General features: G+C 62.3%; 24 protein-coding genes. 13 read left to right on the top strand and 11 right to left on the bottom strand.

Annotation, left to right across the window (positions count from 1 at the left end; all coding sequences use genetic code 11):
- Positions 1 to 57: 57 nt before the first annotated feature.
- From nrdE to nrdH, 3 genes are all read right to left on the bottom strand, one after another.
- The gene (nrdE, locus tag M1E05_RS09640; RefSeq protein WP_461165222.1) at positions 58 to 2,133 is read right to left on the bottom strand and encodes a class 1b ribonucleoside-diphosphate reductase subunit alpha; all 2,076 of its coding nucleotides are present in this window, start codon (positions 2,131 to 2,133) and stop codon (positions 58 to 60) included.
- 71 nt (positions 2,134 to 2,204) lie between these two features.
- Positions 2,205 to 2,678 carry a class Ib ribonucleoside-diphosphate reductase assembly flavoprotein NrdI gene (gene nrdI / locus M1E05_RS09635; RefSeq protein ID WP_461165105.1) on the bottom strand — a complete coding sequence of 158 codons (474 nt, stop codon included), beginning with the start codon at positions 2,676 to 2,678 and terminating at the stop codon, positions 2,205 to 2,207.
- 44 nt (positions 2,679 to 2,722) lie between these two features.
- Entirely contained in the window at positions 2,723 to 2,968 is a 246-nt protein-coding gene (gene nrdH / locus M1E05_RS09630) for a glutaredoxin-like protein NrdH (RefSeq protein ID WP_247045862.1), read from the bottom strand.
- A gap of 460 nt (positions 2,969 to 3,428) precedes the next feature.
- Between nrdH and M1E05_RS09625 the strand changes: the two genes are divergently transcribed.
- The 12 genes from M1E05_RS09625 to M1E05_RS09570 all read left to right on the top strand — a co-directional run bounded on the left by M1E05_RS09625 (position 3,429) and on the right by M1E05_RS09570 (position 15,855).
- On the top strand, positions 3,429 to 3,986 hold the full coding sequence (locus M1E05_RS09625) for a dihydrofolate reductase family protein (protein ID WP_461165104.1): 558 nt from the start codon (positions 3,429 to 3,431) through the stop codon (positions 3,984 to 3,986).
- A gap of 196 nt (positions 3,987 to 4,182) precedes the next feature.
- The gene (locus M1E05_RS09620) at positions 4,183 to 4,875 is read left to right on the top strand and encodes a GntR family transcriptional regulator (RefSeq protein WP_458111101.1); all 693 of its coding nucleotides are present in this window, start codon (positions 4,183 to 4,185) and stop codon (positions 4,873 to 4,875) included.
- A 57-nt stretch (positions 4,876 to 4,932) separates the two neighbouring features.
- Positions 4,933 to 5,907, top strand: coding sequence for a tripartite tricarboxylate transporter substrate binding protein (locus tag M1E05_RS09615; protein ID WP_461165103.1), 975 nt, complete (start codon positions 4,933 to 4,935; stop codon positions 5,905 to 5,907).
- Positions 5,908 to 5,909: 2 nt separating this feature from the next.
- The gene (locus M1E05_RS09610) at positions 5,910 to 6,485 is read left to right on the top strand and encodes a tripartite tricarboxylate transporter TctB family protein (RefSeq protein WP_458111103.1); all 576 of its coding nucleotides are present in this window, start codon (positions 5,910 to 5,912) and stop codon (positions 6,483 to 6,485) included.
- Positions 6,482 to 8,038 carry a tripartite tricarboxylate transporter permease gene (locus tag M1E05_RS09605; RefSeq protein ID WP_461165102.1) on the top strand — a complete coding sequence of 519 codons (1,557 nt, stop codon included), beginning with the start codon at positions 6,482 to 6,484 and terminating at the stop codon, positions 8,036 to 8,038. The genes M1E05_RS09610 and M1E05_RS09605 overlap by 4 nt, the downstream gene beginning before the upstream one ends.
- Positions 8,035 to 9,174 (top strand): sialidase family protein, encoded by a 1,140-nt coding sequence (locus M1E05_RS09600; RefSeq protein WP_461165101.1) that lies wholly within the window; start codon positions 8,035 to 8,037, stop codon positions 9,172 to 9,174. The genes M1E05_RS09605 and M1E05_RS09600 overlap by 4 nt, the downstream gene beginning before the upstream one ends.
- Positions 9,171 to 10,049 (top strand): dihydrodipicolinate synthase family protein, encoded by an 879-nt coding sequence (locus M1E05_RS09595; RefSeq protein WP_458111106.1) that lies wholly within the window; start codon positions 9,171 to 9,173, stop codon positions 10,047 to 10,049. Before M1E05_RS09600 ends, M1E05_RS09595 begins: the two co-directional genes overlap by 4 nt.
- Positions 10,050 to 10,092: 43 nt before the next feature.
- Positions 10,093 to 11,727, top strand: coding sequence for a fucose isomerase (locus tag M1E05_RS09590; RefSeq protein WP_461165100.1), 1,635 nt, complete (start codon positions 10,093 to 10,095; stop codon positions 11,725 to 11,727).
- 10 nt (positions 11,728 to 11,737) lie between these two features.
- Entirely contained in the window at positions 11,738 to 13,303 is a 1,566-nt protein-coding gene (locus M1E05_RS09585; protein ID WP_461165099.1) for an FGGY-family carbohydrate kinase, read from the top strand.
- Positions 13,304 to 13,322: 19 nt separating this feature from the next.
- Entirely contained in the window at positions 13,323 to 14,297 is a 975-nt protein-coding gene (locus tag M1E05_RS09580) for a ribokinase (RefSeq protein ID WP_461165098.1), read from the top strand.
- 87 nt (positions 14,298 to 14,384) lie between these two features.
- Complete coding sequence (locus M1E05_RS09575; RefSeq protein ID WP_458111110.1) at positions 14,385 to 15,302, top strand: LysR family transcriptional regulator; 918 nt, start codon at positions 14,385 to 14,387, stop codon at positions 15,300 to 15,302.
- Between the two features lie 46 nt (positions 15,303 to 15,348).
- A complete protein-coding gene (locus M1E05_RS09570) occupies positions 15,349 to 15,855 on the top strand; it encodes a DUF2004 domain-containing protein (protein ID WP_458111111.1) in 507 nt (168 codons plus the stop codon).
- Between the two features lie 78 nt (positions 15,856 to 15,933).
- Here the strand turns inward: M1E05_RS09570 and metE are convergent, their stop codons facing one another.
- From metE to M1E05_RS09530, 8 genes are all read right to left on the bottom strand, one after another.
- On the bottom strand, positions 15,934 to 18,276 hold the full coding sequence (gene metE, locus M1E05_RS09565; protein WP_461165097.1) for a 5-methyltetrahydropteroyltriglutamate--homocysteine S-methyltransferase: 2,343 nt from the start codon (positions 18,274 to 18,276) through the stop codon (positions 15,934 to 15,936).
- Positions 18,277 to 18,383: 107 nt separating this feature from the next.
- A complete protein-coding gene (locus M1E05_RS09560) occupies positions 18,384 to 19,352 on the bottom strand; it encodes a methylenetetrahydrofolate reductase (protein ID WP_461165096.1) in 969 nt (322 codons plus the stop codon).
- Between the two features lie 421 nt (positions 19,353 to 19,773).
- Positions 19,774 to 20,514: a hypothetical protein gene (locus tag M1E05_RS09555; protein ID WP_461165095.1), complete on the bottom strand. Its 741-nt coding sequence runs from the start codon at positions 20,512 to 20,514 to the stop codon at positions 19,774 to 19,776.
- Positions 20,504 to 21,535: a vWA domain-containing protein gene (locus M1E05_RS09550; RefSeq protein ID WP_461165094.1), complete on the bottom strand. Its 1,032-nt coding sequence runs from the start codon at positions 21,533 to 21,535 to the stop codon at positions 20,504 to 20,506. Before M1E05_RS09550 ends, M1E05_RS09555 begins: the two co-directional genes overlap by 11 nt.
- A complete protein-coding gene (locus M1E05_RS09545) occupies positions 21,532 to 22,533 on the bottom strand; it encodes a vWA domain-containing protein (RefSeq protein WP_461165093.1) in 1,002 nt (333 codons plus the stop codon). The genes M1E05_RS09550 and M1E05_RS09545 overlap by 4 nt, the downstream gene beginning before the upstream one ends.
- Positions 22,524 to 22,988, bottom strand: coding sequence for a hypothetical protein (locus M1E05_RS09540; protein WP_461165092.1), 465 nt, complete (start codon positions 22,986 to 22,988; stop codon positions 22,524 to 22,526). Before M1E05_RS09540 ends, M1E05_RS09545 begins: the two co-directional genes overlap by 10 nt.
- The gene (locus tag M1E05_RS09535) at positions 22,978 to 23,817 is read right to left on the bottom strand and encodes a DUF58 domain-containing protein (RefSeq protein ID WP_461165221.1); all 840 of its coding nucleotides are present in this window, start codon (positions 23,815 to 23,817) and stop codon (positions 22,978 to 22,980) included. Before M1E05_RS09535 ends, M1E05_RS09540 begins: the two co-directional genes overlap by 11 nt.
- Before the next feature lie 43 nt (positions 23,818 to 23,860).
- A complete protein-coding gene (locus tag M1E05_RS09530) occupies positions 23,861 to 24,868 on the bottom strand; it encodes an AAA family ATPase (RefSeq protein WP_461165091.1) in 1,008 nt (335 codons plus the stop codon).
- Positions 24,869 to 25,030: 162 nt separating this feature from the next.
- Here M1E05_RS09530 and M1E05_RS09525 point away from each other — a divergent pair, with 162 nt between their 5' ends.
- Positions 25,031 to 25,234 (top strand): hypothetical protein, encoded by a 204-nt coding sequence (locus tag M1E05_RS09525; RefSeq protein WP_247045837.1) that lies wholly within the window; start codon positions 25,031 to 25,033, stop codon positions 25,232 to 25,234.
- Positions 25,235 to 25,238: the final 4 nt, after the last annotated feature.

Below are 25,238 nucleotides of genomic sequence, written 5' to 3'. Positions count from 1 at the left end.
TAAGGTAAAGCGTACGACGGCGGGCGGTGGCCCGCCGTCGTAATCAACCGATTTCGGTTACAACATACACGAGACGCAGTTTTCCACCTCGGTGCCCTCCAGCGCGAGCTGGCGGAGACGGATGTAGTAGATGGTCTTGATGCCCTTGCGCCACGCGTAGATCTGCGCCTTGTTGATGTCGCGGGTGGTGGCGGTGTCCTTGAAGAACAGCGTCAGGCTCAGGCCCTGGTCCACGTGCTGGGTGGCAGCGGCGTAGGTGTCGATAACCTTCTCGTAGCCGATCTCATACGCGTCCTGGTAGTACTCCAGGTTGTCGTTGGTGAGGTAGGGCGCCGGGTAGTACACGCGTCCCAGCTTGCCTTCCTTGCGGATTTCGATCTTGGATGCCACCGGGTGGATCGAGGAGGTGGAGTTGTTGATGTAGCTGATGGAGCCCGTGGGCGGAACAGCCTGCAGGTTCTGGTTGTAGATGCCGTGCTCCATGACCGAAGCCTTCAGTTCGCGCCAGTCATCCTGCGTGGGAATGTGGACGTTCTTGAAGAGCTCCTTGACCTTCTCAGTCTTCGGAACCCATTCCTGCTCGGTGTACTTGTCGAAGAACTCGCCCGAAGCGTACTTGGACTTCTCGAAGCCGCCGAAAGTCTGGCCGGTCTGGATGGCCAGCTTATTGGAGGCGCGGACTGCGTGGTACACAACCGAGTAGAAGTAGATGTTGGTGAAGTCCAAGCCCTCTTCGGAGCCGTAGTGGACCCGCTCGCGGGCAAGGTAACCGTGCAGGTTCATCTGGCCCAGGCCGATGGCGTGCGACTGGTCGTTGCCCTTGGCGATGGAGGGCACCGAGGTGATGTTGGACATGTCCGAAACGGCTGAGAGGGACCGGATGGCCGTCTCGATGGTCAGGCCGAAGTCCGGTGAATCCATGGTCTTCGCGATGTTCAGCGAGCCCAGGTTGCAGGAGATGTCCTTGCCGGTCTCGGCATAGGAGAGGTCGTCGTTGTACGTGGTGGGCTGGGAGACCTGGAGGATCTCCGAGCACAGGTTGGACATGATGATCTTGCCGTCGATCGGGTTGGCCCGGTTCACGGTGTCCTCGAACATGATGTACGGGTAGCCGGATTCGAACTGGATCTCGGCGAGGGTCTGGAAGAACTCGCGCGCCTTGATCTTGGTCTTCTTGATCCGGGAATCGTCCACCATCTCGTAGTACTTCTCGGTGACCGAGACGTCAGAGAACGGCATCCCGTAGACGCGTTCGACGTCGTACGGCGAGAACAGGTACATGTCCTCGTCCTTCTTGGCCAGCTCGAAGGTGATGTCAGGAATCACGACGCCGAGGGAGAGGGTCTTGATGCGGATCTTCTCGTCCGCGTTCTCCCGCTTGGTGTCCAGGAACCGGTAGATGTCCGGGTGGTGGGCGTGCAGGTACACCGCTCCGGCACCCTGGCGGGCACCGAGCTGGTTTGCGTAGGAGAAGCTGTCCTCGAGGAGCTTCATCACAGGGATGACGCCGGAGGACTGGTTCTCAATCTGCTTGATGGGCGCTCCCACTTCGCGGATGTTGGTCAGCGCGAAAGCCACGCCGCCGCCGCGCTTGGACAGCTGCAGGGCCGAGTTGATGGAGCGGCCGATCGATTCCATGTTGTCTTCGATACGCAACAGGAAGCAGGACACCAACTCGCCGCGCTGGCGCTTGCCTGCATTCAGGAAGGTAGGAGTCGCAGGCTGGAAACGCCCCTCTATGATCTCGTCCGCCATCTGGAGGGCAAGCTGCTCGTCGCCTCGGGCGAGGTGCAGGGCCACCATGCAGACGCGGTCCTCGTAGCGCTCCAGGAAACGCTTGCCGTCGAACGTCTTCAGCGTGTATGAGGTATAGAACTTGAATGCGCCAAGGAAGGTTTCAAAGCGGAACTTCTTCTGGTACGCGCGCTTGTAGAGTTCGCGGATGAAGTTCATCGTGTACTGGTCGAGAGTTTCGCGCTCGTAGTACTGGTTCTTCACCAGGTAGTCGAGCTTCTCCTCAAGGTCATGGAAGAAGACCGTGTTGTTGTTCACGTGCTGCAGGAAGTATTGGTGAGCCGCTTCGCGGTCTGCCTCGAACTGGATCTCTCCGTTGGGACCGTAGAGGTTCAGCATCGCGTTCAGTTCGTGATAGCCGAGGCCTTTGTAGGCAGCCGGCAGCGCCGGCTTAGTGGGGGCGACGGCGGTTACTTCTGTGTCTGCGACAGTCGTGTCCAAAACTTGTCCAATCCTTGGTTGACCAGGCGGACGTCGTCTGGCGTCCCCATAAGTTCAAATCGATAGAGGTGTGGGACCTTGCACTTGGCGGCGACGATGTCGCCCGCCATGCAGTAGTTGTCCCCGAAATTCGTGTTTCCCGCGCCAATAACCCCGCGGATGAGGTTCCTGTTCTGCGGATTGTTGAGGAAACGGATAACCTGCTTGGGAACCGAGCCCTCTCCCCCGGTCCCGCCATACGTTGGCAACACCAGCACAAAAGGTTCAGTAGCGACCAACGGACTCTCGCTCGCGTAGAGCGGAATCCGCGCCGAATCCCGTCCAAGCTTGTCGACGAAGCGCTTGGTGTTCTCCGACGTGGAGGAAAAATAGATAAGTGCGCTGTGAGTGGTGTTGACGGCCTGTGCTCCAACCCGAGCATCGGCCATTGCCAGTGCTGCCATGGGAGTCACCTCACCTGTGCTTGTTTCGGGCGCTTGAGCCCGTGCTATGCGACGGAGGAAGTGGCCAGCATGGCCAGTTCCTCGATCTTGTCCGGACGGAAGCCGGACCAGTGATCCTGGTCGGTGACCACAACTGGTGCCTGCATGTAGCCGAGGGCCTTCAGGCGCTCGAGGGCATCCGCATCCTGCGAAATGTCGACGCTCTGGTATGTGATGCCCTTCTTGTCCAGCGCGCGGTATGTCGCGTTGCACTGAACACAGGCCGGTTTCGTGTAAACCGTAACGGTCATGGTCCCTGTCCCCTTTGTTGAACTCTTCGTTATCCGTAGGCCGCAACCGGAACTGGGATTCCTTGTCCGTTACTGCCCCTGGTTCAAGCTGCCTGAGCCACACTGAACCAGTTTGTTGTCTTCGCTGATTCCCCGATCAATCAGTAACTCGATACTACATGTAGTGCACGTTCCTCTGCGGAACCCCAAGATGATGTATTACAAGTATGTCATTTAATGCACCGTTAATCCACAGGCAAGGTCCTTCAAAATGTCCGTATTTCTCCTGTTTTGGCGGACTTAATCCACACCCTGTGGAGTACTTAGCCACATTTAAACCCCAGCGTGTCGCTTCGTGGACGGCGTGTCGCGGCCCTCCCCTTGAAACGCTGGACGCCACTGTTGCCCTGGCCTAGGGTCGAACCACCTGCACGAGCCTGCAACCGATAAGCCTGGAACCGACAAGGAAGGCCGAGTGGCCATGGCGAAATTGATCTACAGCGGGATCACGTCCCTCGACGGCTACATAGCGGACCGCGATGGAAACTTCGACTGGAGTGCTCCGGACGAAGAAGTCCACACGTTCATCAACCACAATGAAGGGCTCGTTGGCACGTTCCTCCTGGGGCGCCGAATGTACGAAGTGATGGTCTGGTGGGAGACTCTTCAGCTAGACGACGAGCCCCCTGCCATACGGGATTTCGCCCGGATCTGGAAGCAGGCGGATAAGGTGCTCTACTCCACTACGCTCGACACCGTATCCAGCACCAGGACCAGAATCGAGCGGAGTTTCGACCCCGCAGCAGTCCGGCAGTTGAAGGAAACGGCGGACCGGGATATCTCTGTTTCCGGTCCGGTTCTTGCTGCCCAGGCCATCAGGGCAGGGCTGGTGGATGAATACCGTGTCTATGTCACGCCCATGATCGTCGGAGGGGGCAAGCAGTTCCTGCCCGACGACGTCCGCCTTGGGGTCGAATTGCTGGAGGAGCGCCGCTTCGCCTGCGGCGTGGTCTATCTCAGGTACCGCAAAAGGTCCTGAAAAGAACGCTTTTGACGTTCGGCGGGTGACCCCACCCGCGACGCATCCCTCCCTTCGCCTTGGCCTTTCTAACTTGCCTAGGGTTCGTAGCCCTTCACCCTTGACGTGTCTCATGTCACGCTCTAAATTGGTAAACAGTAAACGGTTAACCGTAAACCGAGCGCCAAGCCAAGAGCGACGGAGGAAGTAGTCAACGATGACGAGCCTGCTTTTCACCAATGGGGAACGCCCCATATCCCAAGCAGAGGGCTTGGGCGCCCAAGTGGTTTCACAGTTGCGCCACGCAATCGTGGCCAGCGAAATCCCTCCCGGAACTCACTTGGTTGAGTCGCAAGTGTCCGCCAGTTTCGGCGTTAGCCGCGGTCCCATCCGCGATGCCTTCCGTCAGCTCGAGGCGGAGGGGCTGGTTGAAAGCCGGCGGCGGGGTGTCTTTGCCGTGGGCCTCCGTGCCTCAGATGTTGAGGAGCTCTACGAGCTGCGGGAGCTTCTCGAAGTCAAAGCTATGGAACTGGCCTACGGAAAATCCGAGGATGCCGACTGGGAGCCAGTGCTGCAAAGCCTGGAGGCCATGAAGGACCGTGCACAGGCGAAGGATTCTCTTGGATTCGCCCGAGCCGATCTCAGCTTCCACTCGGCGTTTTACACAGTTAGCGGCACCAAGCGATTGGAGAGTATGTGGAAGCAATACGAACCCACGTTCTCGGTGATGCTTCAGCTGACCAATGCTGAAGAGCGCGACCTTGAACCCATCTATCAGGACCACCTCGATCTCTATACAACGCTGCGCGAGGGCGAGCTGCAAAAGGCTGTGGACATGCTTCGACTCCATTTGCAGGGTTCCCGCGACCGCCTAACCAAGGCCTTCAGCCGGCTCCACAACGAATCCTGAAACAACGGCTCTCAGAGCCAAGCACCACCCGCACCGCAACAACAAGGAAGTTGGATCATGAAAAAGTCTCGCAGTCTCACCTTTGCCAGCGTTTTTTCCGCTGCTGCCCTCGCGCTCACAGCATGCCAGGGAGGAGGTGGCGGAACCGGTGGTGCGCCCGCTGCGGCTAACTATCCGGAAAAGGACATCACCTTCATAGTCCAGGCTGCGGCTGGTGGCGGTTCCGACCTTGCCTCCCGCGCCCTCGCTGCCGAGCTTGAGAAGGACCTCGGCGTGTCCGTAATCGTGGAAAACCGTCCAGGTGCTTCCGGTTCCACAGCCATGCAGTACGTTGCGGATGCTAATCCTGACGGCTACACCATCGGCTTCGTCCCGGTGGAAATCTCCATGCTCGGACACCAGGGCTTCGACGTCGATCCAGCGAACTATGACTTCCTCGGACAGATCATGCTCGCACCCGGCGTCGTTTCTGTTCCCACGGACAGCCCCATTAAGACACTCGACGACCTGGTGGCTGCCGGTAAGAACGAGCCGCTGAACATGGCAAACTCAGGCCCCGGTTCGATCTGGGAAGCAGCAGAGCTGGGCCTCGCCGAAGCCACCGGTGCCCAGATAGTTCCTGTACCGTTCGACGGCGGTGCCCCAGCAGTTGCAGCCGTCATCGGCAAACAAGTGGACGGGGCAGTAGGCGGGACCTCTGAATCACAGGCTGCGCACAATGCCGGCCAGATCCGTGCCCTCGCTGTGCTCCACAACGAGCGTCACCCGCTGATCAAGGACGTCCCCACCGCAAAGGAACTTGGATATGACCTTGAATTCGGTGGCTGGGGTGGTGTCTATGCTCCCAAGGATCTGCCCGCTGAAGTCCGTGACCGCCTTGCAAGTGCAATCGAGAAGTCAGCCAAGTCAGAAGGCTTCATCAACACGATCTCCAAGGGCGGGGCTCTGCCGGTCTACAAGTCGCCTGAGGACTTCACTTCCTTCATTGACAGCGAGTACGAGCGCTTCGGCAAGCTCCTGAAGAAGAGCTGATCATGAACGCCAGTCCCCTCAATCGCCGGGACCGTAAGGCCGAGGCGCAGGTGCCTAACGGCGTCGAGCCGGCTGGTATGACTGTCGCGCCGGGCGAGGAGGCAGAAGCACCGGTTGCTTCTGCCTCCGCCAGCCCCTCAAAGTGGCTCGAAATCGCAGTGGCTGCTGCCGCCGTCGGCCTCACAGCCGCGGTCTACCTGCTGGGCGGGGCCATCGAGCTTCGGATTGAACAGCCGGGCATGACGCCGCGGTCCTGGCCGCAGTTGCTGGGCGGACTGGGACTTGCACTCTCCATCGTGCTGCTGCTCATCGCTGTTCTCCGTCCGCCACAATCACGATCCGAACTCGAAGCCTCCACCCGGCCAGGATGGCTGCGGCTGCTCCTCACAGTGGCCGCCACCATCGCGTTCCTCGCGGCATGGCCCCTTCTCGGCTTCGTCTTTACGGCCCCGGTGTTCATTGCCGTGGTGACCGCCATTGGGGGCGGACGGGGAGTCCGGGCGCTGCTCATCTACCCGGTTGTAATGGCAGCCCTGATCTATGCCCTGTTCAACCTACTGCTGAAAGTGCCGCTATGAATGCTTTGGAAGCTGGACTCAGCGCCGTCACGGATCCCGTTACCCTGCTGTGCCTGATCATCGGCCTCGCCGTGGGAACACTCGTGGGGGTCTTCCCAGGTGTCACCGGATCGATGGCCGTCGCACTGGCATCCGGATTCACGCTGACGCTGGAACCCGTGCAAGGTCTTGCGGTACTCCTCAGCATCTATGTCGGAGCCAACTATGGGGACCGCGTCCCGTCCATCCTGGTCAACACCCCCGGAACTCCGGCGGCCATAGCCACCACCTTCGACGGCTATCCGATGGCGAAAGATGGCCGTGCGGGATTGGCTCTTGTCATCTCGTCGATCGCGTCGACCGTGGCCATCCTCGTTTCGATCGTTGTCTTCATCGTGGCGGCGCAACCTGTGGCCGCGGTCGCCTTGAACTTTGGTCCAGCGGAAATGTTCGCACTCGTGGTCTTCGGTTTGACCATCATGGTGTCTATCTCGTCGAAATCCATTATTAAGGGGCTTCTCGCGGGCATCGTCGGCCTGGTGCTCGGCGCCGTCGGCCGGGACCCGATCACCGGGGACCGACGATTCACTTTTGGCATCAATGATCTTGCCGGTGGGCTGGACTTCATCGCCATCATCATCGGCCTCTTCGGTATCGCGGAGCTCTTTGACCAGCTCCTCACCCACCACGAGCACAAGATCAAGCCCATTTCCTCCTTGGGGAGGTGGTGGCCCAACAAGGCGGAGTACAAGCAGATGGGCAAGCCCATGGCCCTGGGCACCGGCATAGGTGTATTCGTGGGGGTCGTGCCGGCTGCCGGCGGGGATATCGCCGGCCTGATCGGCTGGGACCGGGCGCGGGCAATCTCGAAAGAAAAGGACAAGTTCGGCAAAGGCTCCATCGAAGGCATTACCGCCGCAGACAGCGCTTCCAGCGGCACGCTGGGAGGATCCCTCACCACCACCATGGCATTGGGTATCCCCGGTGATTCCGTGATGGCAGTGATGATCGGATCCATGGTCATCTGGGGTCTCCAGCCCGGGCCGCAGCTGTTCAGCAACAGTCCTGAACTCGTGGTCTCGATCGCGGCAATCATGATCATCGCCACGGTTGTCTCGCTGATCGTGAGCCTAGTGCGCATGCGTGGGATGGTCAGGCTCATGGATTTGCCGAACCACTACATTTGGTCAGCCATCCTGATTTTCTGCCTGGTAGGGACCTACACCGTCACCAACAACATGTACACCGTGATCGTCATGCTCATAGCCGGCGTCATTGGCCTGATCATGAAGCGGACCGGGTTCCCCGCCGGCCCTGTAGTGCTGGGGCTGCTGCTTGGTCCCCTGGCCGAATCCAACCTGCGCCGTGCACTCCTGATCGATGGTCCTGAGATCCTCGTCACCCATCCCATATCCTTGGTGCTGCTGTTGCTGGCCACTGTCTCGTTGGCTCTGCCCATCATTGCCAAGGTTCGCAGTGCGCGTCAGGGCATGGGCGGCGCTGCCTCCCTCGAAGAACAGCTCGCAGAGCGGACGCGGCGGGAAGCAGCCGGTCAGGTGACGGAAAAGAAATGAGTACTGCCACCATCACCTCCGGGGTGGCGCGTGAGTGGGTGGCGTCCCCGCACCATGCGTTCGGGAGGCTGTGGCGCCAGTGCCATGCATCAACAGTGCTCGCTATTGGAGATCGGCTGTTGTGCGCCTGGTTCGCTGGAACCGAAGAGGGCACTGCCGACAACCGGATCTGGAGCTCCAGACGTGACAGCGACGGCATCTGGAGTGAGCCGCGCATCATCGCAGGGACTACCCACATTGCCCATTGGAATCCAGTGCTTGCCCTCGCCCCCAACGGCGAAGTCTGGCTTTTCCACAAACGCGGGGATCGCATCTCCTCCTGGAGCACCTGGGTGTGCACAAGCACAGATGAAGGCACCACCTGGGGCGAGGCCAGGGAACTTGTTCCAGGTGACAGCGGTGGGCGCGGACCGGTTAAGAACCCTCCCATCCAGACGGCGGACGGAGCTTGGCTGGCACCGGGCTCCACCGAGAAGTGGGATCCCGCCGGGGCTGTATGGGAGTGTTTCGTTGACCGCTCCACTGACGGCGGCTCGACGTGGACTTCCTCGCCCATTCCACTCCCCCGCAATGGGCTTACAGGTGCAGGGATCATCCAGCCGGCGCTCTGGGCCAATGGCAGCTCAGTCGGCGCGCTGATGCGGTCCACCGAGGGCCGGGCCTACGTCTCCTTCTCGGACGACGGCGGACGGACCTTCTCGTTTGCAGAACCGAGCGCGCTGCCCAACAACAACAGCGGCCTCACGGTGGCCCGGTTACCTGACTGGACCCTCGCCTGCGTCCACAACCCCACCAACGCAAACTGGGGCTCACGGTGCCCACTTGTTGTCTCCGTCTCCGACGAAGGCCGCCACTGGGAGCCTGCCGTCGTCGTCGAAGATGGCCTGACGCCTTTGGACGGCTTTGAACCAAGCCTCCCCGGAGAATCCGCCACGGGCTTCCAGCCTAGGGATGAAGGAGTGCGCACGGACGGTACCGGCGAATACTCCTACCCGGCCGCGGTGGTGCTCGGCGAGGATCTGATCATTACCTACACCTGGCAGCGCAGGGCCATTGCCTGCGCGACCGTACCCCTCAAATTGTTAACCGACCCAGAACAACAGCATTCTGAACCACACCGAGAGGCTTCCTCATGACCGCGCAGATTATCAGCGCCCTCCCCGTTCCCTTCACTGCCGAAGGCACCATCGAGTGGGACAGCTACGACGCCCTGCTGCAACGCATTTCCCCGCATGTGCACGGAGCCCTGGTTGCCGGAACCACCGGCGAGTTCCCGGCTCTGGACGACGACGAACGGCTCGAAGCCTTCCGCCGCGCCTGCCTGGTTCTCGGCACGGAACGCGTGATCGGCCACATCGGCCACCCCAGCCTCCGCCAGGTGGTCCGGCTCGGCAAGGCCGCCGCGGCACTCGGGATTACCCGGATGGCAACCCTCAGCCCCTATTACCTGCCTGCCGATGACGCCGCCGTCGTCGAATTCTTCCGCGGCGTTACAGCTTCCCTCCCCGGGATCGATCATTACGTCTATCTCTTCCCAGAGCGCACAGGCATCACCGTCTCCACTGGTGCGTTCCGGGAAATCATGGCACTGCCAGGGGTTCGCGGCACAAAACTCTCGGGAGCTGCCACCTTGGATCTGGTGGCCTATTCCGCTGAGCTCCAACCCGGGCAGGAAGTATATTCCGGCGACGATTCCACCCTGCCGCAGGTCCTTGAAAACGGCGGCACTGGAGTGGTGTCCGGCGTGTCCGCTGCATTCCCGGAGACCTTCGCCCGCCTCGCCGCTGCCCTCGACGCCTCCCCGCAGAAGGGTGACGGAATTAGCGACGAAGCGCAATCCGTGCAGAAGACCGTAGTGGAGCTGGTCCGCTTGGCTGGGCCGTCCATCATCCGCCTGAAGGAGGCGGTCTCGGTAAACGTCGACGGCGAATGGGCCTCGCGCATGCCGATGCCGGCAATCGATGACTCTCTGCGCAGCGAGCTCCACCAGGCCGCTGCCCTCAATTCCTGAACCCTGCGAGCGCCTAAACCGTTCCAAACCCGAGGAGATTTACGTGACCACCTACGCATTCCCCGAGCAGCTCCAGTTGCCGGCCCTTCAGGAAAAGACCGTCTACACCGTCGCAAGCGGGGACCTCCGCCTCAGCGCCAACACGGCCGGCTGGCCCACCCAGCAGAAGCTGGAAGCGGACTTCTCCGCCGCCGTCGAACGCTTCGGTTTCCAGGTCCACCGGGCACACGAAGTGGATCCGGAGACCGGCCACGGTTTCATCGACAGCCAGCGCGCCGGGCTGGAGGTTTTCCGGAACGTTCCCGCCACGGCTCCCCTGGTGGTGGTTGATGCCGTGTGGCAGTACAGCCATCATGTGTTGGCCGGGCTGCGCTCACACCAGGGACCCATTCTGATCGTGGCCAACTGGGCCGGCGATTTCCCGGGCCTGGTCGGCCTGCTGAACCTGACCGCTTCGCTGACCAAGGCAGGGGTGGCGTACTCCTCGCTGTGGAGCAAAGACTTCACTGACGAGTGGGCAACGGAAAAAGTGGGGGAATGGCTTGAAACGGGCACTATCCGGCATGACGTCAGCCATGTTCGCGATCTGGGAGGGCTCCCGGACTCCGACGAGGCACGATTGGGCCAGGCCCTGGCACAGCAGCTGCGGCAGGAAAAGGCCATCATCGGCGTGTTCGATGAAGGCTGCATGGGCATGTACAACGCAATCATCGACGACGAGCTGCTGAACCCGCTGGGTATCTACAAGGAGCGCCTTTCGCAGTCGGGACTGGTGGCCGAAATGCGGAAGGTTGCCGATGATGAGGCGCAGAAAATCCGTACCTGGCTGGACGATGCGGGGTTCACTTTCCACTTCGGCACTGACGACGCCACTGAACTCACGGAAGCCCAGGTACATGAACAGCTGAAGATGTACATCGCTGCAATGAGGATTGCGGACGACTTCGGGGTTGACGCGATCGGCATCCAGTACCAGCAGGGCCTCAAGGACATGACCCCGGCCTCGGACCTGGTGGAAGGGCTGCTCAACAACGTCTCCCGCCCGCCCGTGCTATCCCGGGACGGATCCCGGGAACTGTACGAAGGAGCGGCGCTGCCACACTTCAACGAAGTGGACGAAGGTGTGGCTGTAGATGCGCTGGTCACCAACCGCATCTGGACGGCCATGGGCCTGGATCCTGCCACCACCCTTCATGACATCCGCTGGGGTGAGGAATACGACGGCGAATTCGTGTGGGTCTTCGAGATCTCCGGTTCGGTTCCTGCCTCGCACAATGGCGGCTACGACAAATCCCACGGCCTCAGGCAGCCCGCTATGTTCTTCCCCAAGGGCGGCTCCACACTGTCAGGGACATCGAAAGCCGGCGAAATTGTCTGGTCCCGGGTTTTCATCATGGACGGTGCACTCCATGTGGACCTTGGCCGGGGCCACGCGATTGAGCTGCCTGACGAAGAAACCCAACGTCGGCTCAATGCGACAAACAAGGAATGGCCCATCATGCACGCGATACTCCATGGCGTCTCGCGCGACCAGCTCATGGCGCGGCACAAGGCCAACCATGTGCAGGTCGTTTATGCGCCCGACGCGGAGACTGCAGACAAGGCCCTGGTGGCCAAAGCCGCCCTCTTCCAGGAACTGGGCGTCCAGGTGCACCTTTGCGGCGACGTAAACCTTTAGGGGATCCGTCATGGCGGACGTAGTACTCGGCGTCGATATCGGCACCTCCAGCAGCAAGGGCGTGCTGGTTGACCTGGCCGGCAATGTGCTGCGCAGCGAGACCCTGGAGCACCGGGTCGATCGGCCGCAGCCAGGCTGGGTCGAAATGGACGCAGGCGTGTGGTGGGAGGAGTTCGTGACGATCGCCCGCAGCGTCGTCACGCCCGAGGATTCTGTTATCGCCGTCGGCGTCAGCGGGATGGGGCCGTGTGTCCTTTTGGCCGACGCCGGCGGCACTCCCCTGCGTCCTGCGATTCTGTACGGCGTGGACACACGGGCCACCGTCCAGATCGCGGAGCTGACGGAACGCCTCGGCGGCGCGGACAAGATCCTGGACAGGTGCGGCTCCGTGCTGTCTACGCAGGCCGTGGGTCCGAAAATCGCCTGGATAGAAGAACTCGAGCCGGAGGTTGCCCGGGAAGCACGGATGCTGTTCATGCCGGCTTCCTGGCTGGCGTATCAGCTAACAGGCGAATACGTACTTGATCATCACTCGGCCAGCCAATGCACGCCGCTCTACGATGCCGGAGCCCTCGACTGGTATCAGCCCTGGGTCAAGGAGATTGCACCGCGCCTTGCCCTGCCGCCGCTGCGCTGGCCCTCGGAAGCAGCCGGACAAGTGACGGAGGAGGCGGCCGCACAGACCGGGCTGCCCCAGGGAATTCCGGTGATAACGGGGACCATCGATGCCTGGACGGAATCGGTCAGTGTTGGAGCGCAGGAACCGGGTGACCTCATGCTGATGTACGGCACCACCATGTTCCTCGTCCACACCACGGCCAAACGCATCGCCGTGCCGGAACTGTGGGGAACCGTGGGCGCCTATGAGGGGACGCGTTCCCTTGCGGGCGGGATGGCGACGTCGGGAGCGATCACCAGCTGGCTAAAAGAACTCTTCGGTGCGGTGGATTACCCGCAGCTGCTTGCTGAAGCAGAAGAGTCCGGGCCTGGTGCCAAAGGCCTGCTCATGCTGCCCTACTTCGCCGGCGAACGGACGCCCATCGCCGACCCTGAAGCGCGCGGGATTATGGCTGGATTGACCCTCACCCATGGCCGCGGCGATCTCTACCGGGCAGCGTTGGAGGCTACAGCCATGGGCGTACGCCACAACATCGACAGAATGGAGGAGGCCGGGGCCTCCATTGATCGACTGATAGCCGTTGGCGGCGGCACGCAAGGCGGGCTGTGGACCCAGATTGTCTCCGACGTCACCGGACGCGAGCAAATTGTTCCGGCCAAAACCATCGGCGCGAGTTACGGTGCAGCTTTCCTCGCAGCCCAGGCCGTCACAGGGCGGTTTTTCACGGGCACCGCCGGTGAGGCTGGTACAGCCGCTTCGATCGCTGAATGGAACCCCGCGTCCCATGTTGTATGCCCGCAGCCTGCGCTCAGGCAGAACTACGACGAGCTCTATGGCCTGTACCGTGAACTGTATCCGGCAACCCGTGAGCTTCAGCACCGCCTGGCGGAGCGCCAGCAGCGCCTGTCCAGCAATCGCGAAGCCCACCATGAAGCACCCCCAGCAACGCAACATTAAGGGAAAAGAAGCCATGACAATGTCAAAGGGAACTGTTGCCGTTGTCGGCTCCATCAATACCGACCTTCTGCTGATGGTGGACCGCCTTCCTGCAGCGGGCGAAACCGTCTTGGGCACTGGCGGGACACTTTCGCCGGGCGGGAAAGGCGCCAACCAGGCGGTCGCTGCTGCCCGCCAAGGAGCCACGGTGCTGATGGTGGGCGCGGTGGGCAGTGATGCCAACGCCTCCGAAGCAACGAGGCTGCTCCAGGACAGCGGAGTGAGCCTTGAGCTGGTAGCTGCAGTTGAAGGCCCCACCGGGTTGGCGGTGGTGAGCGTGGACAGCAACGCAGAGAACAGCATCGTGGTGATTCCCGGGGCTAACAATCACGTGGATGCCACGGTGGTATCGGCTGCGCTTCCTCGCCTGCGCTCGTGTGATGTGATAGTGCTCCAAGGCGAACTGCCTCTGGCCACGACGGATTTCACGGTCCGGGAATTGCGGGACTCGGAAGTCCTGATTGTTTTGAATCTTGCTCCGGTGATCCCCCTTTCAGCCGAAAGCATCCGCTCGGCTGACGTGCTGATCGTTAACGAACATGAGGCCATCGAAGCCCTGCGGCTGCTCACCAGGGAGGCAAAAGTCCAAACGTGGCCTGAGATGCACGACGACGATTTCATGCACGACGCCGACGCCGTGCGGAGCGGGTTGGCCCTGGCGGACTCGCTGGTTTCCGCAGGCGTTCAATCCGTCGTCGTCACGCTGGGCGCCCGCGGGGCAGTCGTCGGCGAGACACGGGGCTCCGTCCACGTTCCGCCGGTAGCCGTTGATGCGGTAGACACGACCGGCGCGGGCGATGCTTTTGTAGGCGCCGTTGCTGCCGGACTGGCAGAAGGTTTGAGCCTGCACGCAGCTGCGGAATTGGCCGTTGCTGTCGCGGCAGAATCCGTGGTCTCGTACGGCGCCCAGCAGTCGTACCCCTGGCGGTCGGGAAGTTCACCGGCTCTGAGCTAACGCGCCGCGTCTTTGAACTAGGATGATCGGACGGCGCGTTGCATCAGCATGTCTGGTGCAAGTAGGTAGCCAAGGAAAGGACTTCTGATGGTCAACCCCGTCCACCTCCGCACCCTGGTCGAAGTGGTTCGGCTGGGATCTTTTGCGGCGGCCGCCACCCGCCTGGGCTACACGGCGTCCGCCGTCTCCCAGCAAATGTCTGCCCTGGAGCGCGACACCGGGGTGGACCTGTTCCATCGTTCAGCCAAGAGCATCCTGCCCACCGAGGCTGCAGTGGTGATGACCCGGCATGCTTCCAAAGTGCTGACTGACATTGAGGCTCTCATGGCAGCAGCCACCAGGACGCACGATGTCACGAGCCAGGAACTGAGGCTTGGCATCTTCCCCAGCCTGGCCACCTACGTTCTCCCCAAGATCCTGCAGAAGCCGGCCTGGAAAGATCTCGGCATAGACCTGCGCGTCTCGGTGGCAGAACCGTCACAGACGATCCAGGGCCTGCGGACCGGCGGCGAGCTGGACCTGGCCCTCGTCTATCAGGTGGGTCAGTCCGGGCTGGCCTGGCCCCACACTTTGAACCGCCAATGGATCGGTGACGACAACTTCAGGGTGGTGCTCCCTGCCGCCTGGGGAATCCGCACGGACGCGAAAATGGCCGCTGACCACCTGTCCGAGATGCCTTGGATCGTGCACCATCCGGGAACCAGTGACGCCACGGTTATCGAGCGGCTGTTCGCCGGCTGCAACCTGCATCCGCGAGTAGTGGCGTACAGCGACGATTTCCATGCGAGCCTGGAGATGGCCGCTGCGGGACTCGGCGCCGCCCTTGTTCCGGAGCTCGCCCTCCTGCGCCAGCCACCGGGCGTCGTCGTGCTCGACGTCCCTGAAATCCGACTTGCCCGGAACGTCTTTGCCCTGTTGTTCAACGAAAAGAAGACCGCCCGCGTCCAGCTCTTCGTGGATCTTCTGGCCGAAACACTCAGCAGTCTGGGCGCGAAGGGGAAATAATCCCGGATGCTGGAAATACGGTGCTTTTGGGGGCTATGTTGAACTCATGAACAAGGTAGCGAGCCAGCACTTTGGTGAGATTGAACTGAATCACGGCCGGGATCACAATATCGCGGCCAGACACGAGCTGGCGGGTCAGACCCTTGAGCTGGACCTGAACATCAACGCACATGACCATTTCGACGAAGCTGCCATGCACAAGGTGGACTACCGGCTGCGCTTCCTTCCCGAGCTCGTAGACGAGGTGCGGGACATGATCGCCATCGAACTTGAGCAAGAAGGAACCAGCCCCCAGGAATACCTCCGCTTCCACAGCAACGCACTCAAAGAGGAGCACCTCCAGAAGGTGTTCGGCGTCTCGGATAAGAGCGAGCTCACTAACGCCGTTTTCCTCAAGGCGCTGAAACTGGGCCACGTAGGGATCTATCCTGGGCAACCTGAGCGGTATTTCGTCCTCGATTTCACCCTCGGCCAGCACTTCACTGATGAAGTCCTGGTTGCCTCGGCGGATGAAGACGGCGTAGTGGACGACGAAATCGTCTGGGAGTCCTGACCTCAACCAGTCACGTTAAGTACGACGCCGGCCGGTCACCTTGTGAGGTGACCGGCCGGCGTCGTACTTAGTCAATTACTACTTGGCGGTTTCCAGCAACTCGGCGCGAACCGTCTTGGTGGCCTCAACCAGGTTGCGCAGGGACTCTTCAGTTTCGGCGTAGCCACGTGTCTTCAGGCCACAGTCCGGGTTGACCCAGAGCTGGCGGGACGGGACATGCTTGACGGCGGTGCTCAGCAGTTCGGTGACTTCCTGCTTGCCCGGAACGCGGGGCGAGTGGATGTCGTAAACGCCCGGGCCAACACCGCGGCCGAAGCCATGGGACTCGAGGTCGTGGACGACCTCCATACGGGAGCGGGCAGCCTCGATGGAGGTGACGTCCGCGTCCAGCCCGTCGATGGCGTCGATGATGGCGCCGAACTCCGAGTAGCACAGGTGGGTGTGGATCTGTGTTGCATCCGCAGCTCCGGCTGTGGACAGGCGGAACGAGTTCACGGACCAGTCAAGGTAAGCGGCCTGGTCTGCCTTCCGAAGCGGCAGGAGCTCGCGCAGTGCGGGCTCGTCCACCTGGATGACCTTGATGCCTGCGGCTTCGAGGTCGGCGATCTCGTCGCGGAGTGCCAGGCCAACCTGGTTGGCGGTCTCGCCCAAGGGCTGGTCATCGCGGACGAAGGACCAGGCCAGGATGGTGACCGGACCGGTGAGCATGCCCTTCATCGGCTTGCTGGTCAATGACTGGGCGTACTTGGCCCATTCCACCGTGATGGGGGCGCTGCGGGTGACGTCCCCCCACAGGATGGACGGACGCGTGCAGCGTGAGCCGTAGGACTGGACCCAGCCGTGGACGGTTACGTCGAAGCCTTCGAGGTTCTCGGCGAAGTACTGGACCATGTCGTTGCGCTCGGGCTCGCCGTGCACCAGGACGTCGTAGCCGAGCTCTTCCTGGAGCTCCACGACGCGCTTGATCTCGTCCTTCATGAGCGTCTCGTACTGCTCGTTGGTGAGGTCACCCTTGTTGTTGCGGGCACGGGCGGAACGGATTTCGGACGTCTGCGGGAACGAACCGATGGTGGTGGTGGGCAGCGGCGGCAGGTGCAGGGCCTCTTCCTGGGCTGCTTCCCTGACCGAGTACTCGGAGCGGTTGAAGTCAGCGGCAGTCAGGGCCGCGGTGCGGGCACGGACGTCGGCGCGGCGGACGCCTTCGGTCTCCGCGCGGGAAGCAATGATGCGGGTGGCTTCGTCGATGGCGGGCTGAACAGCAGCGGCGTCGGTCAGCAGGCCGGCGAGGGTAACAACTTCCACTGCCTTCTGGTCGGCGAAGGCCAACCAGCTGCGGAGCTGTTCGGGCAGCTGGGTCTCTTCCTCGACGTCGTGCGGGACGTGCTGGGTGGAGGTGGAGGTGCTGATAGCCAGCTTGGCCACGGACTTCTTCAGCTCAGCGATCTTGTCTGCGGAGGCCTGGAGGTCGTTGCGCCAGATGTTGTGGCCGTCAACCACGCCGGCAACGAGGGTCTTGCTGCCCAGGGCGGCGAGCTCTTCGGCGGAGGGAACAGCGCCCTTGAAGGCGTCAATGTGCAGGGCGTCGATGCCGGTGGCGGCAAGCGTTGCGAACTGGCCGTTGAGGGCACCGTACGGCGTGGACACGAACAGCTGTGGGCGGTTGACCGCGGCGGAAAGGACCTCGTAGGAGCGGGCGACGGCGGCCTGGATCTCCTCGGCCGGGGTGTCCTGATCCACCACCAGGGCGGGCTCGTCGAGCTGGACCCAGCTGGCGCCGGCAGCAGCCAGCTTCTCCAGCAGAGCGGTGTAGACCGGCAGGACATCCTCGAGGCGTGACAGCGGGCTGAAGCCGGCCGGCGCGTCGTCGGAAGCCTTGCTGAGCAGCAGGAAGGTGACCGGACCCACAATGTACGGGCGGGTTTCGACGCCGTTGGCCAGGGCGTACTCGAACTCTTCAACGATGCGGTTGGAGGTGAGGGCGAAGTTGGTCTCCGGGCCGATTTCGGGCACGAGGTAGTGGTAGTTGGTGTCGAACCACTTGGTCATTTCCAGGGGCTGCTGTTCCTTGTTGCCACGGGCAAGGGTGAAGTAACCGTCGATGTCCAGCTGGCCGTCGGCGTTGAGGAGCTGACCGAAACGTGCCGGGACCGCTCCGAGGTGCGCAGCGGCGTCGAGCACCTGGTCGTAGAAGGAGAAGGTGCCGGGAACGGCAGCTGCCTCATTGAGCCCCAGGCCCTGCAGACGCTTGGCCGTTCCGAGCTGAATCTCCTTGGCTGCGGCGTCCAGGGCAGCGGCATCGATCTTGCCGGCCCAGTAGGCTTCAACGGCTTTCTTCAGCTCGCGGCGGCGGCCGATGCGAGGGTAGCCCAGGATCGAGGCGGACGGGAAGGCTGTGGCTGCGGTGGCAGTCTGTTCAGTCATGTGAGGATTCCTTGAAGTGTGTTGGTGAAGTTCTTGGAGGGTATGAAGAAGCGGACGGGTGTTCACCCGTCAGGAGACGGTGTTCATCCGCACGTGCCAGCGGGTATTCAGCTGGCGAGAACCTGCCGGCGTGCGATTGCACTTAGTCTGCGGGCCGGACGGGCCGGGCGGGGCAAGGCCAGCTTGTCCAGGACATCGAGGGCACACGCATGCTCATTGAAGGTGTAGAGGTGGATGCCAGGGGCACCGGCGTCCAGGGCAGCATTGGCGAGGTCTACTGTGGCGGCCACACCAATCCTTCGGCGCTCGATGTCGCTGTCCGCGGACCCGAGGCGTTCCATCAGCCGTGGATCCGGTGCGACACCTGCAAGCTCGCCGAGCCGCGTGACCCGGCGGAGGCTGGTCAGCGGCATAACGCCGGGGATGATGGGGATGGTGACGCCGGCGCGGCGTGCCCTTGTCATCAGGTCCGCGTACTGCTCGGAGTGGAAGAACACCTGGGTAATAGCGAAATCGGCCCCTGAGCGCTGCTTGGCAAGCAGCACCTCGACGTCATGGGCCTCGTTCGGCGATTCAGGGTGCCTTGTGGGGTAAGCAGCGACGCCGACAGCCACCTTGCCTGCACAGAGCAGGGCAGAACGGCGCTGCTCCACGCGGCGGATCAGTTCGATGAGGTCCTGGGCGTAACGGAGGGAACCGTTGGCCGGCGCTGCGCCGTCCTTGGGCTCGTCTCCCCGCAGGGCCAAGATGCCGCGGACGCCGACGTCGAGCAGTTCACCGATGATCCCGGCAAGTTCCTCGGGCGTATTGCCCACGCAAGTCAGGTGCGCCAACGGGCGGAGCGTGGTTTCGAGGATGAGCCGGTTGATCAGTTCGACGGCGGTGTCCCGGTTGGAGCCGCTTGCCCCGTAGGTCACGGAGACGTAGTCGGGGTCCGTGGACTCCAGTTCTCCAATGGTGGTCCAGAGCGACTCGGCGGCAGCGGGCGACCGGGGAGGGAAGAGCTCGTAGGAGAGCGCCACCGGAGCGGTTTCCGAAAGATTTGAATGTGCCTCTATAAGGCTTGGTGGTGACATTTGCGTCCTTGGCTTTGACATTGGTGATACGTTCGTCCGGTCCTGTGGCTGGAAAGCCCGATACCAGTACGGCAGTGCCGTCAATGAATGGAGTTTGGGGAACACGAAAAGACTTCCGCAGGACGCAGCCGCGACTGTTACGCCTGGAAGGAAGTTCTCCGTGAGCAAATGTCAGGCCCACATGGGGGCACCCACACCCTCCTCACACGCCGCATTTGCGACGGGCACTGCGGAGGATCGCTGACACGTTACCTCGGTAACTTGTATAGAACTCTATGGGCCCCGCAGGACGGCTTCAAGTTGACCTCCGAATTAAGACGCAGTTTTACGGTCCATTGGCGCGGCAAGCAGAAGAATCTTCGACCGAATCAGGCTGATTGGTTATGGTGACCTTTTTCCGCCAGCGCTGCAGGGCCACAGGTCACCACGGCCGGTCGGTGCCGGCGCCGTCGCTGTCGAGGTACTCGTCCCTTTGCCGGCCGGTATTGCGTTCCTGCTGGGCTGTCTTTCCCCTTTGCTCGAGCTTCTGGAGCTGACTCTGCCTGGCCCCATCGGAAGGCTCTGGCTGGGCGTCGTCCCCGTCGCCTTGCTCCGGTTGCTGCTGGGAACCCTGCCCGGATTTCTCTTTCAGGCGTGCGCCGGCACGATTGAGCTTCTCACCTTCGCTGCCCTGCGCGCTCGAGGATTCTGGAAAACATTCCGGTGGTGCTTCTTTGATCACTGCGAGCCCTTCTGCATAGAGCCGCGCAGCTTCAATGCTGTCCCCGGCCTCCAGCGCAGTGTCTCCGAGCGCTTCGATGGCCAGCACAAGGTTCACGCGGATCCGGCACGCGTCCGACGCCGGAGCTGCTGCCAGTGCCTCCGAGAACTTTCCACGCGCACCTGCATAGTCCTGTTCCAATACCAAAGCGTCCCCGGCGGCAAAGAGTGCCTTGTGCGGCTCGAAAATGTTGGCGATGGCCAACCCTGACGCAGCTGAAGCCACGGCCGCAGAATCGCCCCGGTCAAAACCGTCCGCCGCGGCGTTCCCAAGTGCTCCGAGGCTGAAGATTTTGGCTGTGACAAGCATCACCAGAAGGACTGGGACCGCAGACCACAACAGCAGCTTGCGCCGCCGGCTGAGCCGTTTCGTCCCGTCGGCGCAGTAATTCCTATCCCTCACGGAGCGGCCTCAACATCCTCAATTGCCCTATGACCAGAATGCCCTCGCGCAGGGCAAGCAGAAGAGCTGCGAGCGCCGGGATCCAGTACAGCTCGGTCCGGCCGTCGAGGACCTGTTCGGTACGGTCCAGGTTGCCGAGACTGGCATCCTGAAGCATCGGGGCAGCGGAAGCTCCAGCCGTGCGGTGCACATAGGGGACCCCGAGCTGGTCCGCAATTTTCCGTAGCTGGTCCTCATCAATTTTGGAGATGGCATCACGGGATTCGCCGCCGGTCCTGTCCTTGATGTAGCCCGCTTCGGAGTCGTCCGCTGCGCCGGTGTTTTCCCTCATTTTTCCGCCTTCCGGCGTGCCGTATCCCAGTACCGCCCCGCCGTCCACAAGGCTGGTCTCCACTCCCAGCGGCGTGGGCCGCTCGGCACTGGTCTGTTCGCCGTCGCCCAGGTAGTAGACAATCCGGGGCCTTTCGGGATGGCTTTCCCTGGCCGCCTGGAGTCTTGCCTGCAGCGCCTTCCCCGCCATGGTGACGCTGCTTCCGGTGGAGTAATTTGTGACCTGGGGACCCAATATGGAAATGACCGTTTCCAGTGCCGAAAAATCGACCGTCAGCGGCATCCGTACTGCGGCCGACGAGTCGAAGGTGATGACCGAATAGCGTGCCCCGCTGAGCTCCCCGGCGATGGACAGGATGTCCGCCTTCACTCCCTGCAGCCGCGGCTCCGAACTTCCGAAATCCTCCGCGACCATGCTGCTGGTGGTGTCCACGACAAAGAAGACGTTCAGGTTGGAGGCGGCAGCAGTCAGGTGGCCGCCCGGCAGTCCCGGGCGAAGGGCTGCAAGGATCAGCAGGATCACAAGACCACCACGGAACAACCCGTCCCTGACATCTGCCCTGCGGGTTGCTGCCTGGGCGGGGCTTCCCCTGCCGACCCTCCCTCTCGGAAGCATCCGGAAAACGAGCACCATGGAGGCCAGGAAGACCACGCCCAGCATCCACCACGGAACAATCGGACTGAACGTCATCGCTTCAGCCGCCACGAGGCCCCTGCGAGCACCAATCCGGACACCAGCGCAACAGCCAGCGGAACCTCCGCCCGGTCTGCAATCACTGCCCGCGGCGACCCCTGGAACCTGGAAGCCTCCGTGGCCTGCACCTGCTGGATAATGCCTGCCACGGCTTGGGGATCGTCCAGAACGAAATAGCCGCCGTTGCTTTTCTCGGCAACAGACCGCAGCTGGGCTCCCGGCTGCCCGGGATCGCTGCCAAAATCGTAGTCGCCGGGATTCACCGCATAGATTCGCACGCCGTTTTCCTGGGCGAACGCGCCCGCTTCGGCGAGGGTGAAGATCGGGTTTCCCGACAGATAGTTGTCGGTTGCCAGAATGATGGACCGGGACCGCTGTTGCGCAGCCCCCTGTTGACCGTCAGCCTCGGGGAAGCTCCGCACGCAGGACGCCAGGCCGTCTCCGATGAGTGATGACCCCTCACCGCCCCATGTTCCGTCGAGGAAGCCGGTGGCCTCTGATTCCCCATCAAACGCCCGTCGGGCTTCCTTGAGCTGATCGGCGACGTACTCGTAGTCATCAGTCAGCGGGAAAACCTGGACGGCGGTGCTGTCGAAGATGGTCAGCCCTATCCGCTCGCCGTCGAACTCCTGAGCGAGGCGGCCGAAGGTCTCTACCACTGCCGAGTCGGCACTGCTCATCGAACCCGAAGCATCGAGGCAGAGCACGATATCCCGGTTCTGCTGTTCGGGCCGGACGGTGCTGCGCTCGGCCGGCCTCGCCGCTGCGACAGCACATGCGGTGATCAGCATCCCTGCCGCCACCGCCATCACCGTGAGCCAGCGCCGATACCGCCGGAGCGCCGACTGGTATTCGGGCAGGGCGGTGAGCCGATCGCCATAGGCCACCGGCCGCCGTCGGGCGTTCCCGTGCTTGGATCGCGTTAGTTCCCACCAGACTGCGGCTCCAGCCATCACCAGTGCCGCAGGGAGAACCCACCAGAAAGTCAGCTCCATGATCGGACCACCTCGCGGGCAGTCTCCGCGGCAGCCGCCGGCGATTCCTGTGGATCCGCTGCGAACTCGCCAGGGTAGAGCCGCGCGATGGCTGCGGCCAGATGGGGCGGGCCCTTCTCCTGCAACTCGGCAAGGGTCATCCGGGGAGCAGCGACGCCTGAAGCGCTTTGCACAAATATCCGGACCAGGAGACTGAGTTCCTGATGGGCCTGCCGTGCCGGCAACCGGCCCGTATGGGCGTCACCGGCCACCTTGTTGATGCGTTCCAGAAAGTCCTTCTGTAATGCGGTCAGGTCCGACGCCGGCAGGAGATGCTCCGTTTGAACCTGCGGACGCCTGGTACTCAGGAACACAAACAGGAACCACCCTGTTACCAGGGCCACCAGGCCGACCCCGAGCCACAGCAGCCAGGGACTGTAAAGCAGCGGCCCGTAGAAGTCCGCCTTACCGTCCATGGCGGTGCCGTTCCAGCAGGGAGAAAATCGCAGGAACAACCTCGTGGCTGCTTCCGGCGGTCACTTCAGCTATCCCCAGCCGCCGGAACATTCCGACCCGTGCGGCTGTCCGCTCGGCACAGGCAAGCCCGTAGGCGCGGCTGACTTCTTCTGATCCCGCCAGATGGCTCAGGAGGACGCGCGAATCCGCGACGTCATACTGCTCCCCCGGCGCGCCCAGGTCAGCGTCACGTATGGTCAGCCACAGGATCTCGTGCTGCGCCCGGAGCCGTCGGAGCAGCCTCTCCATTCCTGGATCCGCGAGCAACTCGTCGGCCACGACGAACAGCAACATCCGCTGCCGATAGTTCCGCGCCACATGTTCCAGCTGAACGCGCAGATCACTCGGAGGAACGGTCAGCCCCGCGCTGGCATGCACGTCGCGAAGAAGCCGTTCAAGATGGGCTTCTCCACCTTTTGCAGGCAGCGAGCGTGATCCGGCCGAGTCCCCTGCCACGAGCCCGACGACGTCGCGGTGGCGGAGGGCAAGGTATCCCAGGACCCCGAGGGCCATTGCCGCGATGTCCTTCTTGTCCTCACCGTCAGCCGCCGTGGCTGCCATGTTGCGGCCGGTATCAGTCACCAGCAGCAGTGTCTGGCGCCGGACAGCAACGTAGCGCCGGATCAGCGGTGAGCCGTGGCGGGCCGTGGCTTTCCAGTCGATGTCGCGGACTTCATCACCGGGAACGTAGGCCCGCAGGTCCTCGAAGTCGAGGCTGCGGCCCTTGAAGACAGAACCGTACTCGCCGTCGAGCATTCCACGGGCTTTACGGTGGGCGAAGATGGACATCTTCGACTTCACCCGCTGCACAAGGCTGGTGGTCACGGCGGACTCAGGGTGTCTGGACGGAAGCGACAATGGCGTCGATCACTGTTTCCACCCGGACCTGCTCGGCAACAGCTTCAAAGCCCAGGATCAACCGGTGCCTGAACACACGGTGTGCCAGGGACTTTACGTCCTCAGGGATCACGTGGTCGCGGCCGTTCAGCAAAGAAACCGCCCGCGCTGCCTGACTGAACGCGATGCTGGCACGGGGGCTGGCGCCGAACTCGATGAAGCCGGCAAGCCTGGCATCGATGTACTGGGCGGCGTTCCGCGTGACGTAGACCAGTCCCACAATGTAGCGGACGATCGCGGGATCGATATATACGCGGCGGACCAGCTCCTGGACCTCTGAAATGGCGCCCAAGGATGCGGCTGCGGCAGGCTTCTGTTCATCAGTGAAGATCCCGGCATCGACCCGGCGGATAATTTCAGCCTCTTCGGCAGGCGTTGGATAGTCCAGTACGTCCTTGAGCATGAACCGGTCCATTTGGGCTTCGGGGAGAACGTAGGTCCCCTCCTGCTCAATCGGGTTCTGCGTGGCCAGCACGAGGAACGGCGAGGGCAAACGATGGACCGTTCCCCCGATGGTGGTCTGCCGTTCCTGCATGGCTTCCAGCATGGCGCTCTGGGTTTTGGCGCTCGACCGGTTAATTTCATCCAGGAGCACGATGTTGGCATGCACCGGCCCCAGCTGGGTGATGAACGTTCCCTTGGCGGCGTCGTAGATCTGGGTGCCGGTGATGTCGCTGGGCAGCAGGTCCGGCGTGCACTGGATGCGGCGGAAGTCAGCGCTGACGGCGTCGGCAACGGTCTGGGCGGCAGTTGTTTTGGCCAGCCCGGGCACACTCTCAAGAAGAATGTGCCCGCCGGTCATCAGGCCGATGAGGAGCGATTCCCGCAGCCTGGCCTGTCCCACTACTTTCGCTTCAAAACTGCGGGAAATGTCCCCCATGATCTGCTTGGCCCGGGAGAGTTCAGCGGGTTCGATCCTGACGGGCGCCGTGGTCTGAAGCACTGAAGTCCCCCTGAAAGCTGCTGGTAGCCGAGGGGAGGTGCCTCCCGGCGGCGCGACGGCGGCATCAAGCGCCGCCACCGGCCATCCTATCCAAACGGGACCAGCAATTTTGGGCAATGGGGACCTCTCCCCATGCGCGGGCCACAGGTCTATCCTGATGGCATGATTCAGCTTCCAGCCAGCTACCAGCAGTATCTCGCCGCGCAGGACCAGCACGTTGTGGACACGATCCGCCCCATCCTGATGCAGTCAGCAGCCGACCAGAAGTATGGCGTCCGGGTGGTCTACAACGCCGGGGCCACCGGCCACCAGGCCCATCTCGATGAGACGGTGCCTTATGGAACGATTGTGGAGGATATCGACTAGAGCG

This window comes from Arthrobacter sp. R4-81, from assembly GCF_054792365.1.
Note: the sequence above shows the minus strand (reverse complement) of the source record. Positions and strands in the feature narration are given on the sequence as shown.

Excerpts from the sequence above, each read along its gene's own strand:
- nrdE (WP_461165222.1), bottom strand. The coding sequence starts at position 2,133 with ATGCTGAACCTCTACGGTCCCAACGGAGAGATCCAGTTCGAGGCAGAC.
- nrdI (WP_461165105.1), bottom strand. The coding sequence starts at position 2,678 with ATGGCAGCACTGGCAATGGCCGATGCTCGGGTTGGAGCACAGGCCGTC.
- nrdH (WP_247045862.1), bottom strand. The coding sequence starts at position 2,968 with ATGACCGTTACGGTTTACACGAAACCGGCCTGTGTTCAGTGCAACGCG.
- M1E05_RS09625 (WP_461165104.1), top strand. The coding sequence starts at position 3,429 with ATGGCGAAATTGATCTACAGCGGGATCACGTCCCTCGACGGCTACATA.
- M1E05_RS09620 (WP_458111101.1), top strand. The coding sequence starts at position 4,183 with ATGACGAGCCTGCTTTTCACCAATGGGGAACGCCCCATATCCCAAGCA.
- M1E05_RS09615 (WP_461165103.1), top strand. The coding sequence starts at position 4,933 with ATGAAAAAGTCTCGCAGTCTCACCTTTGCCAGCGTTTTTTCCGCTGCT.
- M1E05_RS09610 (WP_458111103.1), top strand. The coding sequence starts at position 5,910 with ATGAACGCCAGTCCCCTCAATCGCCGGGACCGTAAGGCCGAGGCGCAG.
- M1E05_RS09605 (WP_461165102.1), top strand. The coding sequence starts at position 6,482 with ATGAATGCTTTGGAAGCTGGACTCAGCGCCGTCACGGATCCCGTTACC.
- M1E05_RS09600 (WP_461165101.1), top strand. The coding sequence starts at position 8,035 with ATGAGTACTGCCACCATCACCTCCGGGGTGGCGCGTGAGTGGGTGGCG.
- M1E05_RS09595 (WP_458111106.1), top strand. The coding sequence starts at position 9,171 with ATGACCGCGCAGATTATCAGCGCCCTCCCCGTTCCCTTCACTGCCGAA.
- M1E05_RS09585 (WP_461165099.1), top strand. The coding sequence starts at position 11,738 with ATGGCGGACGTAGTACTCGGCGTCGATATCGGCACCTCCAGCAGCAAG.
- M1E05_RS09580 (WP_461165098.1), top strand. The coding sequence starts at position 13,323 with ATGTCAAAGGGAACTGTTGCCGTTGTCGGCTCCATCAATACCGACCTT.
- M1E05_RS09575 (WP_458111110.1), top strand. The coding sequence starts at position 14,385 with ATGGTCAACCCCGTCCACCTCCGCACCCTGGTCGAAGTGGTTCGGCTG.
- M1E05_RS09570 (WP_458111111.1), top strand. The coding sequence starts at position 15,349 with ATGAACAAGGTAGCGAGCCAGCACTTTGGTGAGATTGAACTGAATCAC.
- metE (WP_461165097.1), bottom strand. The coding sequence starts at position 18,276 with ATGACTGAACAGACTGCCACCGCAGCCACAGCCTTCCCGTCCGCCTCG.
- M1E05_RS09560 (WP_461165096.1), bottom strand. The coding sequence starts at position 19,352 with ATGTCACCACCAAGCCTTATAGAGGCACATTCAAATCTTTCGGAAACC.
- M1E05_RS09550 (WP_461165094.1), bottom strand. The coding sequence starts at position 21,535 with ATGACGTTCAGTCCGATTGTTCCGTGGTGGATGCTGGGCGTGGTCTTC.
- M1E05_RS09545 (WP_461165093.1), bottom strand. The coding sequence starts at position 22,533 with ATGGAGCTGACTTTCTGGTGGGTTCTCCCTGCGGCACTGGTGATGGCT.
- M1E05_RS09540 (WP_461165092.1), bottom strand. The coding sequence starts at position 22,988 with ATGGACGGTAAGGCGGACTTCTACGGGCCGCTGCTTTACAGTCCCTGG.
- M1E05_RS09535 (WP_461165221.1), bottom strand. The coding sequence starts at position 23,817 with ATGTCCATCTTCGCCCACCGTAAAGCCCGTGGAATGCTCGACGGCGAG.
- M1E05_RS09525 (WP_247045837.1), top strand. The coding sequence starts at position 25,031 with ATGATTCAGCTTCCAGCCAGCTACCAGCAGTATCTCGCCGCGCAGGAC.